11 protein-coding genes are annotated in these 12116 nt (G+C 64.7%); all 11 read right to left on the minus strand.

Annotated features, from left to right (window positions below; genetic code table 11):
• Positions 1-87 precede the first annotated feature (87 nt).
• Positions 88-1134, minus strand: coding sequence for a protein translocase subunit SecF (gene secF / locus RF638_RS11985; protein WP_129701626.1), 1047 nt, complete (start codon positions 1132-1134; stop codon positions 88-90).
• Positions 1131-2975: a protein translocase subunit SecD gene (gene secD / locus RF638_RS11990; protein ID WP_368842122.1), complete on the minus strand. Its 1845-nt coding sequence runs from the start codon at positions 2973-2975 to the stop codon at positions 1131-1133. Before secD ends, secF begins: the two co-directional genes overlap by 4 nt.
• 106 nt (positions 2976-3081) lie before the next feature.
• Entirely contained in the window at positions 3082-3621 is a 540-nt protein-coding gene (gene yajC, locus RF638_RS11995; protein ID WP_259913256.1) for a preprotein translocase subunit YajC, read from the minus strand.
• A gap of 226 nt (positions 3622-3847) precedes the next feature.
• Positions 3848-4954: a Holliday junction branch migration DNA helicase RuvB gene (ruvB, locus tag RF638_RS12000; protein ID WP_368628932.1), complete on the minus strand. Its 1107-nt coding sequence runs from the start codon at positions 4952-4954 to the stop codon at positions 3848-3850.
• Positions 4954-5598 carry a Holliday junction branch migration protein RuvA gene (gene ruvA / locus RF638_RS12005; protein ID WP_259913260.1) on the minus strand — a complete coding sequence of 215 codons (645 nt, stop codon included), beginning with the start codon at positions 5596-5598 and terminating at the stop codon, positions 4954-4956. The genes ruvB and ruvA overlap by 1 nt, the downstream gene beginning before the upstream one ends.
• 187 nt (positions 5599-5785) lie before the next feature.
• Entirely contained in the window at positions 5786-6457 is a 672-nt protein-coding gene (gene ruvC / locus RF638_RS12010; RefSeq protein ID WP_259913262.1) for a crossover junction endodeoxyribonuclease RuvC, read from the minus strand.
• Between the two features lie 7 nt (positions 6458-6464).
• Positions 6465-7226 carry a YebC/PmpR family DNA-binding transcriptional regulator gene (locus RF638_RS12015; protein ID WP_095798049.1) on the minus strand — a complete coding sequence of 254 codons (762 nt, stop codon included), beginning with the start codon at positions 7224-7226 and terminating at the stop codon, positions 6465-6467.
• Positions 7227-7333: 107 nt separating this feature from the next.
• Positions 7334-8065 (minus strand): type 1 glutamine amidotransferase, encoded by a 732-nt coding sequence (locus RF638_RS12020; protein WP_259913264.1) that lies wholly within the window; start codon positions 8063-8065, stop codon positions 7334-7336.
• A 10-nt stretch (positions 8066-8075) separates the two neighbouring features.
• Complete coding sequence (locus RF638_RS12025; RefSeq protein WP_259913265.1) at positions 8076-9389, minus strand: Mur ligase family protein; 1314 nt, start codon at positions 9387-9389, stop codon at positions 8076-8078.
• A 62-nt stretch (positions 9390-9451) separates the two neighbouring features.
• On the minus strand, positions 9452-10033 hold the full coding sequence (locus RF638_RS12030; RefSeq protein ID WP_368628934.1) for an HIT domain-containing protein: 582 nt from the start codon (positions 10031-10033) through the stop codon (positions 9452-9454).
• Entirely contained in the window at positions 10030-12114 is a 2085-nt protein-coding gene (thrS, locus tag RF638_RS12035; protein ID WP_368628935.1) for a threonine--tRNA ligase, read from the minus strand. The genes RF638_RS12030 and thrS overlap by 4 nt, the downstream gene beginning before the upstream one ends.
• Positions 12115-12116: the final 2 nt, after the last annotated feature.

A 12116-nucleotide genomic window follows, 5' to 3' on the forward strand; every position in this document is an offset into this window, starting at 1 on the left:
CTGCGCCCGGTGCGCTAAGTAGCCAAGTCTAATAGCACGCCCCCGCACCTTACGGTACGGGGGCGAGTGTAACGGAGGTGCGGCGCGTTATTCGCGCGGCCCGGCCTGGACCGGATCCGCGGTCACCGGAGCGCCGTCGGTCTGGCGGGCGTCCAGAACCTTGCGTTCCTGGTCACGCACGGCCGGTTCGAGTCCGCGCAGCCAGGAGTACAGGGGCGCGGCCACGAACATGGTGGCGATCGTACCCACGATGATGCCCACGAACAGCGACAACGACAGGTCCTTCAGCGTTCCCGCGCCGAGCAGATAGGCACCGATGAACAGAATGGCACCCACGGGCAGGATTCCCACGATGGAGGTGTTGATCGAACGGACCAAGGTCTGGTTGACCGCCAGGTTGATCTGTTCCGAGAACGTCCGTTTGGCCCGCTCTTCCGGTGCCGCGCCGCTCAACAACCCCTTGGTGTTCTCACGCACCTTGTCGAAGACCACCACGGAGTCGTACAGCGAGTAGGACAGCACGGTCAGGAAGCCGATCACGGCGGACGGGGTGACCTCGAAATCAACCAGCGAATACACGCCGGCGGTGATCACGATCGTGGCCATCATCGCGGCAACCGCCGACACGGACATTTTCCACGTGCGGAAGTAGAGCGCCATGAGCACCGTGGCCAGCAGGACGAAGATCAACAGCCCCCACAGGGCCTGTTGGGTCACTCCCTGCCCCCATGTGGGGCCCACGAAGTTCGAGGTCACCTGGTCGTCCGAGGCGCCGTACGCCTCTTGCAGGGAGTCCTTGACGGCCAGAGTCTGGTCGTCGTCGAGCTGTTCGGTCTGCACGCGCACCGTGCCGGGCGCAATGTTGGTCACGGTCACGCCGCTGGCGTCAGAGGATTCCGCCACGGCCTGCTCGCCGGTCTGGACATCCGTGTTCTCGATACCGGACACCGTGAATTCCGAGCCGCCCGTGAAATCAATGCCCAGATTGAAGCCGCCCTTGACCACCGGGATCAGCAGGGACAGCACTACGAGTGCCACGGTCAAAGAGAGCCACAACCGGCGCTTCTCAACGAACGGGTAGGACTTACGACCGCTGTGCAGGTCGTTACCGAAGCGTGCAAGTCGGTTGCTCATCGGGTGCTCCCCTCGGTCTGTTCGGTCTGGTCCACCGCGCTGGAACCGCCGGATACGTCTGCTCCGTCCGCGGCGCCGTCGCCCTGGGTTTCGGCGGCCTTCTGACGACGACGCCGCTCGGCGATCGTGAGTCCGTCGCTGCCCTCGGGGCTACGAACGCGTCCCGCGCCGCGGTAGAACGGCACGGCGTCGAGCGCCTCGGGATCGAGACCCGAGTTCTTGGCACCCCCGCCGAAGTACTTGGTGCGAGTCAGCAGCACCATGACCGGGTGGGTGAACAGGAAGACCACGAGCAAGTCGGCGATCGCCGTCAGGCCCAGGGTGAATGCGAATCCTCGCACGTTGCCCACGGCCACGAAGTACAGCACGACTGCCGCGAGGAGGTTCACGGCCTTGGCGGCGATCACGGTTTGCCGTGCGCGTTTCCAGCCGTGATCCACCGCGGCGGGGATGCTTCTGCCCGCGCGAATCTCGTCCCTGATGCGTTCGAAGTACACGATGAACGAGTCGGCGGTCTGGCCGATGGCCACGATCAGACCGGCCACACCGGCCAGTGACAGGCGATAGTTGGCGCTCCACCCCAGCAGGGTGATCGCGAAGTAGGTGATCAGGCCCGCCACCAACAAGGACGAGATGGTCACTAGACCCAACCAGCGGTACTGGAACATCGAGTACACGCACACCAGCGCCAGCCCCACCAGGCCCGCGATGATGCCCATGCGCAGCTGGTTGCTACCGAGAGTCGCAGAGATCTGCTGCTCGGACTCGATGCTGAAGCTCACGGGAAGGGCACCGTACTTGAGCTGCTCGGAGAGGAAGCGCGCATCCTCCTCCGTGAAGGAACCGGTGATCTGGGCGCTGCCGTCGTTGATCACGGCGTTCATGGAGGGCGCCGAAATCACGGTGCCATCCAAAAGGATGGCGAACTGGGACCGGGGGTCGCCCTGCTGTGCCTGACCGATCTGGTACAGGCGCTCGGAGAGTTCCTTGAACGTCTCGGTTCCCTCTGAGTTGAACTGCAGGTTCACGGCGTATTGCCCCGTGGACATGCCCTGCTGATTGTTCGCCATTCCGTAGGAGGCGTCGTCGATGTCCGTACCGGGGATCTCGAGCGGGCCCAGGATGTACTTGGCGTTGTTGGCCGGATCGCAGGCCACGACGGCCTTCTCGGGGTCCTGTGCCTTGCGCTCTTCCTGGGGTCGCTGCGCGGCGCAGTCCAGGGACTCGAACTCCTTGACAAGTTCCGGGGTGACCCAGTTTGGATCCGAGGAGTCGGTGGGCTCTGCATCCGGTTCCGGAATATCTTCGACCGGGGTGCGTTGTTCCTCGGGCGTGGGTGTGCCCTCAGCGGTGGTGATCACGGGGCGGAACGCCATCTGCGCCGAAGTCTGAATCAGATCACGGGTCTCGGAGGAAGGAACACCGGGCATGGACACCACGATGTTCGAACCCGACTGGGTGCTGATCTCGGCCTCCGAGACACCGGTACCGTCCACGCGCTGGCGGATGATCTCCACAGCCTGGTCCAGCTGTTCCTGCGTGATCTCCTGACCGTCCTGGGCCTCCTGGAGCTCCGGGGACAGCACCATTTGCGTGCCGCCCTCTAGATCCAAGGCCAGCTTGGGATCCCACCCGGTCCGATCGGTGGTGACACCGTAAATCAGGATGCCCGCCAGGGCGATGGTCAGCACGGCGAGCGCCACGAGTCCGCGCTTGGCCGTACTCACGGCCGCCTGGGATCCCGAGCGCACCGTACGAGGCGCACGGGACGCCGCTTTCGAGGGGGATGTCTTCGACTCATCGGCGCCCGAACGGCCCGAGGTGTCCTTGTCTGATGCCATGTCTGTCCTTCAACAACGCACGGTGAGCGCGGCCAGCCAACTCGCCGCACCGGGTCCGGTCATGAGAAACGGGCCGATGCTCTCGGCCCGTGTCTCACGCACTTCTTTAGTTGGTGTCGTTATCGCGGCGGTTGTCACGCCAGGTTCCGCGCGAGGAATCATCACCCGGCAGGTTCTCACCGGTTGCCGTGTCACCGGGGACATTGTCACCGGGCAGATCGTGCTCGCGGTCACGGATAGATTCCCGTGCACCACCTGCAGCCGTGGAGCCCTCTCCGTCCACTGCACCGTCTTGAGCAATAGCCGCATTCTGGGCGGCGTTCTCGGTGGTGGGTTCATCGAGGATGGTCGTCACGGTCTGGGTGTGCACGGTGACCGAAGTTCCCGGAGCCACTTCCAGCACAGCCTTGTTCTCATCACGGTCGATCGACAGGACGGTTCCGTAGAGACCGAAGCTCGTCATGACGCGGGTACCGGGCTCCATGGTCGCCTGCTTGGCTTTGATCTGAGCCTGCGCCTTCTTCTGTCGGCGCATGGGCAGCCACAGCAGCAACACCATGACCACGAGCATGACGGGCAAGAACCATGCGGTTCCGCCGCCACCTGACTGCTGGGCCTGTGCAAGAAGTTGGGCGGAGAGAATCACGGAGTTCCGTTCTGTAGACGATGCTGACGTCTGCGGTGACCAGCGCGGCCACGAGTGCACGCGGGAGTCATCACAGGGATCCGCTCAAGTGTAGGGGATGTAGCTGGCCACGCGCTGAACAGCGACGCCGGGGCCATAACGGCACCGCGGCACCCTGGCGTACGTCTGATTGACTCGGCCGTTCCTGGCCGGGGACCCCCGTGGTCTTGCTCCCCGGGGCACCCGCTCAAAATGCCGTGGGCTGCTCTTCTTCGGGCGGATCCGTGGCCAACGCGGTCCGCAGTGCGGGGTCCTTGAAGGCCGCGTGATCGGGCACGTTGAGCCCCAGGTGCTCCCACGCCGCGGCCATAGCAATGCGACCGCGAGGGGTGCGTCCCAACAATCCCTCGCGCACGAGGAATGGTTCGGCGACCGTCTCGACCGTCTCGGTTTCCTCGCCCACGGCAATGGCCAAGGTGGAAAGCCCAACGGGGCCCCCGTTGAACTTGGTGACCAGGGCGGAGAGGACATTGCGGTCCAGTCGGTCCAGTCCCCTGACGTCCACTTCGTACATGTCCAGCGCAGCCCCGGCGGTGCGGGCATCAATCCTGTGCACCCCGTGCACCAGGGCCCAGTCCCGGACGCGCCGCAACAGTCGGTTGGCAATTCGTGGAGTACCGCGCGAACGTGAGGCCACTTCGTAGAACCCCTCGGACGTCATGTTCAGGTCCAACAGACCTGCCGATCGGCGCAGGACGAGTTCGAGCTCGGGAACCGAGTAGAACTCCAGGTGGCCAGTGAAGCCGAAGCGATCACGCAGCGGTCCGGGCAACAGGCCCGCGCGCGTGGTGGCACCCACCAAGGTGAAGGGAGGTAGGTCCAGCGGGATGGACGTGGCACCGGCACCCTTGCCGACCACGATGTCCACGCGGAAGTCCTCCATGGCCATGTAGAGCATTTCCTCGGCCGGGCGGGACATGCGGTGGATCTCGTCCAGGAACAGCACTTCACCATGGGTCAACGAGGACAGGATGGCCGCCAGGTCACCCGCGTGTTGAATCGCAGGACCGGACGAGATCCGCAGGGGTACGTCCAGTTCCTGGGCGATGATCATGGCCAGTGTGGTCTTACCCAGGCCGGGAGGGCCCGAAAGCAGCACGTGGTCCGCGGTGCGTCCGCGCAGTTTGGAGGCTTCCAGGACGAGTGAGAGCTGGGCACGCACCCGCTTCTGCCCCACGAAATCGTCGAGGGTAGCCGGGCGCAGACTCGCCTCGAGCTGCTGATCGTCCAGATCGCCCTCGGCACCGACCAGTCGTTGCTCCCCCTGCACAGAACCGCGTTCTTCGAATGCCATCAGGACCGTCCTCGGCTACGCGCGTGACTCGTGCCCTTGGCCGTACCCAGCCAGGACAACACGGCGCGCAGGACCTCTGCCACGTTGCCGGAATCCGCAAGCTCCGGTTGAGTCTCCAGGGCGTCGTCGATGCCACGGGTGGCGTCCTTTTCGCTCCATCCCAGACCCCTGAGCGCGTCCATGACCTGTTCGCGCCACACCTGCATCTGCGGCTGCGTGGCCGGGCTCTCCTTGGGTTCCGGAAGCACGAGCTTGTCGGCCAGTTCCAGCACGATGCGACGGGCGGATTTGGGGCCGATTCCCGGCACGGCGGTGAAGGCCTTGTCGTCTCCGGTGGCAATGGCGCGCCGCGTCTCCTCCGGTCCGAGCACGGAGACCGCGGCCAACGCGGTGCGCGGTCCCACGCCGGAGACACCGAGCATCACGGTGAAGACTTCCTTCTCGTCCGCCCCTGCGAAGCCGAACAGCAAGGGGGCCTCGTCCTTGCGGGCAATGTAGGCGGTGTGAAGGTGCACCGTGGATCCCGTGCGCAGACCCGCCAGAGTATGCGGGCTGGCCTGGACCTCGATCCCGAATCCCGAGACTTCGACCACCGCCTGGGTGGCACCCACGAAGCGCACCTCACCGGTCACCGATGCAATCACTGGGCGGCTCCCGTCACGCGGGGTGATCCCGCCATAAATTCGAACACGTATACGAACTGCAACACGGCATCACTCTAACAACTCACACCGACTCGCACAGCGCGCACCCTCCCATGGACCGCGCGCAACGGTCGACCGGGCCGTGTCATCGCTCGAACGCGCTGCGCCAACCGTGGAACCGCCAGGTTCAGCGGCGCGGCAGTCGGGCGGCCCTGGGAGCCTTCGGTTGACGAGAGGCCGCTTCGGCTTGTTTCCACGCCTGCTGCGCGGGAGTGAGCCCGGAGGCTCGCACGGATGAGGGCTGAGAACCAGAGTGTGTAGAGGTCTTTGCCGCCGCGTTCATGCCCGCCATGCCGCCGCGCCAGCCGTGGCACACGGCCAAGGCGAGGGCGTCGGCGGCGTCGGCGGGGCGCGGTGGTGCGTCCAGCCGCAGGATCCGGACCACCATGCGGTTGACGGACTCCTTGTCCGCGCCACCGTCTCCCGTGACCGCGGCCTTGACCTCGGACGGGGTGTGCCACGCGACCGGGATCTGCCGCCGCGCGGCCGCCGCAATGACCACGCCGGTCGCTTGGGCGGTTCCCACCACAGTGGGCGCATTGTTCTGGGCGAACACGCGCTCTACCGCCACGACGTCCGGTGAGAACCGGTCCATGAGTGTCTCGGCCGCGTCCATGATGGCCAGCACACGGTGTTCGAGCGCCTCGTGTGCCTTGGTGCCGTTGACCTCCACGTGCACGAACGTTCCGGTGCGATTGGCAGCCATGTCCACGACCGCGAAGCCACAACGGGTCAGCCCCGGGTCCACCGCAAGAATGCGCTGTCCCGGGGCCGGTCCGCCGTCAGAACTGTGTGCCACGGAGTGCTCAGTCCTCGTCCTCGAGTTCCGCCAGCACGGATTCGGGGATGTTCGCGTTCGAGTAGACGTTCTGTACGTCGTCGAGTTCTTCGACGGCGTCCGCAAGCTTGAGGAACTTCTTGGCGCCTTCGGCATCCAGGTCCACCTTCATGGTGGGGCGGAACTGGGGATCGTCGTTGTTGTAGTCCAGTCCGGACTCCTCCAACGCCTTACGGATCTCGGGAAGGTCGGTGGCCTCACTGACGACCTCGAAGACCTCGGACTCCTCGATGACCTCGTCCGCGCCGGCATCGAGTACGGCCATCAGGACGTCATCCTCGGTCAGACCGTCGGTCTTGGTCACCTCGGCCACGCCCTTGCGCTCGAAGAGGTAGGCCACGGAACCGGAGTCCGCCATGGTGCCGCCGTGGCGGGTCACGGCCACACGCACCTCGGAGGCCGCGCGGTTCTTGTTGTCCGTCAGACATTCGATGTACAGCGCGGTGCCCTGGGGGCCGCGGGCTTCGTAGAGGATCTCCGAGTAATCGATGGTTTCGCCGGTCAGGCCGGCGCCACGCTTGATCGCACGATCGATGTTGTCATTGGGCACGGAGTTCTTCTTGGCCTTGGACACGGCCAGGTCCAGTGCCGGGTTACCGGCGGTGTCCGCGCCACCCATGCGGGCGGCAACCTCAATGCCCTTGATGTACTTGGCGAAAGCTTTGGCGCGCTTGGCGTCGATCGCGGCCTTCTTGTGCTTGGTCGTGGCCCATTTGGAGTGACCTGACATCGAGTTCCTCCTAGAAAGTCTGTGCGCCCGGCCTCACAGCGCCGGGTCTACGATTTGTCAATTATTTTAGCGATTCGTCAGGGCGCCTCGAAGGCTGCCCCGCGTCGCTAACGGGGTCTCGTCTGGGCGACGCCGCGCGCGTGTTCCGCATACGTGTCGTCCAGAGACGCCTCCGGGAAGCGGTCCCCGCGCGTTTCCACCGCGGTCCGCAACAGGAAATCGGCCACGGCAGGGTTCTTGGGCAGCAACGATCCGTGCAGGTAACTGCCCAGCACGTTGTGCGTGCGCGCGCCCTCGGTACCGTCCTCCCCGTTGTTACCGGCCCCGCTGACCACGGTTGCCATCGCTGCCTGGTCCGGTCCCAGCGTGGTCAGTCCGGAGTGGTTCTCGTAGCCGATGATCGTGCCGAATTCCGGGGACTCCGTCACGATATTGCCGATCAAACGCTCCGGTCCACCGACCGTTTCCAGATCGAACATCTCAATGCCCCTCAGGGTCTCTCCCCCGCCGGTTCGGAACTCCCGGCCGAACAACTGGTAGAGCCCGCAGATGACCAACATGGGCGTACCCGCCGACGCAGCCTCGTGCAGTTTGGGAGCCACGCGAGCGAGATCCTCGGCCACTCGGAACTGGCCCGAGTCCTGACCACCGCCACCCACGAAGAGGTCCGCGTAGTCGGGCCACGGGTCACCCGGGTTGTAGTCGTGCACCCGTACCTCGTAGCCGTAGCGCTCGGCCCTGCGTTTGAGGGTCAGGGTGTTGCCCCAGTCCCCGTAGATGTTCATGTCTCGCGGATACAGCTGGACGATGTCCAGGGAACCCGCTTTTTCCTGATTCATGATCGGCTCCTCAGATCGTGTCCACGTGGGTCATGCCGCCCAGGATCTTCCGCAGCGACAGCATGGCGGTGTAGGTGCAGAAGATACGCATGGGTCGGTCCCCCGCCCCTGCAATGAATTGCTTCAGTGCGGACTCGAGGCCCGTTTCCACGGATCCGACCTCCACCAGGTCGTAGTCCAGCCGTAGCGCCATGTCCCACGCCCGCACACCCGAGACAATGTCCACGCCTCCGGCACGCAGACTGTCGAAATCGACGTCCCACAACCACGACACGTCCCGACCGTCCGCGTAGGCGTCGTTGATCGCGATCATGGTCGCGTAGTCGTCGGCCGAGGCCGACGCCAGCGACAACCGGAATCCGGCGGGGTTCTTCACGAGCAACAACTGGAGGGGCTTGCCCTCCACCGTCACGGTTTCGCCTCGACCGAAGGCAGGTGTTACACGGGACAGTTCGTCCACCAGCGACGCCACGTCCGCACTGTCGCCGAGCACTTGCAAGGCCAAGGCGAGGGCCGCCGCGGCGTTGTACTGGTTGTACACACCGTAGAGATCGATCGTGGCCGTGTGCTCCTGGCCGTGCACGTCCAGATCCACACTGTTGGCTTTGACGGCGTTGAGCACCACGTCAGCGGCCGGTCGGGCCACGGATGGTTGCGCCGAATCCAGCTCGACGTTCTCGGTCTGGCGCAGCACGTCACGCATGTCGTCGTCGGAGGGGAACATGGGCCGCAGCGCGTCCGACAGGCCGAACCATTCAACGGTGGCGTCAGCGGCGACGTCGTCCGCGAGACTGGCGATGCGCGGGTCCTCGCGGTTGAGGACCACGGTACCGGTGGTCGCCTTGGCGACCTGGCTGAGCATGCGGCGGGTCGTGTCGATCTCACCGAAACGGTCGAGCTGATCGCGCATCACGTTGAGTAGTAGCGCGTAGCGGGGCTTGACCTGCTTGACGAAGTGCACGGCGTGCGCCTCATCGAGTTCCAGCACCGCGACGTCCGCGTCGAGGCGGCCGAACGCATTCATCTCGGCCAACAACGACGCCGCGACGCCCCGGACGAAATTCGATCCCGTGCGGTTCGTGAACACGCGCAGCCCCTGCGAACGCAGCAACTGCACGGCCATTTTGGTGGTTGTCGTTTTGCCGTTGGTGCCGCTGATGACCACCACGCCGTGGGGCAGCTTGGCGAGTTCTTCCGCGACGAAGGCCGGGTGCAGCTTTTCCATGACCAGGCCGGGGAAGGCGGACCCGCCCCCACGCAGGCTCGAGGCCCAGCGAACTCCCTGGCCGAGTAGACGTACGAGTGGTCGAGACATGGATTCCATCCTAGTGACAGGTGTACCGCCGCACGCGGCCACTCGAAAGCGACGCTCGCGCGCGGGGAGGTTCAGGAACGGGGCCAGGCAGCGGCGATGTCGTCGCGGTTGGCACCCAGGGTCTGAATCAGGGGCTTGGTCTGGGCAATCACCGGCATGAAATTGGCGTCCCCGTCCCAGCGCGGCACCACGTGCTGGTGCAGGTGCGCGGACAATGAGCCGCCCGCGGCCGAACCCAGATTCAGTCCCACGTTGAACGCGGCCGGCTGAGCCACCTCACGAATGGTGGCGACCGCCGTGCGGGTCAACACGTTCAGCTCCCACAACTCGTCGTCCGTGAGTTCGGTGATGTCCGCGACGTGACGATACGGACACACGAGCAAGTGACCGGGATTGTACGGGAACAGGTTGAGCACCACGAAACAGTGCTCACCGCGGTGCACGATCAATGCGTCATCGTCCGTACGGTCCGGACCGGTGCAGAACGGGCAACCCGGAGTTTCCTTGATCGAGGTGTCCTCACCGCGCACGTACGCGAGCCGGTGGGGTGTCCACAATCGTTGGAAACTATCCGGTACACCGGGCAGCTCGAACTCGTCCTGAGCCACCCAGTGTTGATTCTCGTTCTTGGTCTCCGCGTTGTCGTCCGTCACGACTGCTCCGCAACGATTTCCGTGACCTCCACGTTCGACGGCGCCGAAGGGTCCTCGTTCACGCGGTCGCGCACGTGCCGCACGATCATCTCCACGGCATCGTCCACGGGCACCGCGTTGTACTGCGATCCGTCGCGGTAGCGGAAGGAGACGGCACCGGCGTCGGCGTCGTCGCCGCCGGCGATGACCACGAACGGGATCTTGTCCTTGGAGGCCGTGCGAATCTTCTTGGGGAAGCGGTCCGAAGACGTATCCACCTCCACCCGAATGCCCTGGACCCGCAGCTTGGCCGCGAATTCGTCCAGGTAGTCGTTGAACGCCTCGGCCACCGGAATGGCGCGCACCTGAACCGGGGCCAGCCATGCCGGGAACGCTCCGGCGTAGTGCTCGGTCAGTACGCCCATGAAGCGTTCCACGGAACCGAACAGGGCGCGGTGGATCATCACGGGACGCTGACGCGTGCCGTCCGCGGCCTGGTATTCGAGATCGAAGCGCTCGGGCAGGTTGAAGTCCAACTGGATCGTGGACATCTGCCACGTACGCCCGATCGCGTCCTTGGCCTGCACGGAAATCTTGGGGCCGTAGAAGGCTGCTCCCCCGGGATCAGGGACCAGCTGCAGACCGGAATCCTCGGCCACCTCCTGCAGCGTGCGGGTGGCCTCGTCCCAGATCTCGTCCGAGCCCACGAACTTCTCGGGGTCCTTGGTGGAGAGTTCCAAGTAGAAGTCGTCCAGGCCGTAGTCCTTGAGCAGGGACAACACGAAGTTCAGGGTGGCCGTCAGCTCATCCTTCATCTGCTCGCGAGTGCAGTAAATGTGTGCGTCGTCCTGGGTCATGCCTCGCACACGGGTCAGACCGTGGATCACGCCGGACTTCTCATACCGGTATACCGCGCCGAACTCGAACAACCGCAGGGGCAGCTCACGGTATGAGCGGCCGCGTGAGCGGTAAATCAAGTTGTGCATGGGGCAGTTCATGGGCTTGAGGTAGTAGTCCTGGCCCGGCTTGGTGAGCTCACCCGTTTCCGGGTTGCGCTCCTCGTCCACGTGCATGGGAGGGAACATGCCGTCCCGGTACCAGTCCAGGTGGCCGGAGACCTCGTACAGGTGGCCCTTGGTGATGTGCGGGGAGTAGACGAACTCGTAGCCGGCCTCGGTGTGGCGCTGGCGCGAGTAGTCCTCCATCTCCTTGCGGATGATGCCGCCCTTGGGGTGGAACACCGGCAGACCGGAACCCAGCTCGTCCGGGAAGGAGAACAGGTCCAGTTCGGAACCCAGCTTGCGGTGATCGCGACGTTCGGCCTCAGCCAAACGCTCCTTGTAGGCCTTGAGCTCGTCCTTCGAGGGCCAAGCCGTTCCGTAGATGCGCTGCAACTGCTTGTTCTTCTCGTTACCGCGCCAGTAGGCAGCCGCCGAACGCATCAGGGCAAACCCGTTGCCGATCAGCTTGGTGTTGGGTACATGGGGACCGCGGCACAGGTCCCGCCACACGATCTCGTGACTCTGTCGGTCCACGTTGTCGTAAATGGTGATCTCCCCGGCGCCCACTTCAACGGAAGCGCCTTCCGCGGATTCTTCCATGGAACCTGAACCCGGGCCGTTGGCCAGGTCGATGAGTTCGAGCTTGTAGGGCTCGTCCGCCATCTCCTGGCGGGCCTCGTCCTCGTCGACCGAGCGCCGCTGGAACAGCTGCGACTTGTTCACGATCTTGAGCATGGACTTCTCGATCTTCTTCAGATCCTCCGGCGTGAACGGCTCGTCGACGTCGAAATCGAAGTAGAAACCGTCCGTGATGTACGGGCCGATGCCCAACTTGGCGTCCGGGCGCAACTGCTGCACGGCCTGGGCCATGACGTGGGCCGTGGAGTGACGCAGCACCTCCAGGCCTTCGGGGTCACTCACGAGCACGCGCTCCACGACATCACCGTCGGAGAGCTCGGTGCTCAGATCCTTGAGCTCACCGTTGATGTGGGCCACCACCACCTCACGCTGATCCGCGTACAGATCAGCCGCCGTGGTTCCTTGGATCTCGGTGCGCGGGGCGCTGTCCACGGTCAGCTGTAATTGAGCGGCATCAGACATGA

Origin of the sequence: Kocuria sp. CPCC 205235 (assembly GCF_040980905.1) — a bacterium.
Lineage (GTDB): Bacteria > Actinomycetota > Actinomycetes > Actinomycetales > Micrococcaceae > Kocuria > Kocuria carniphila.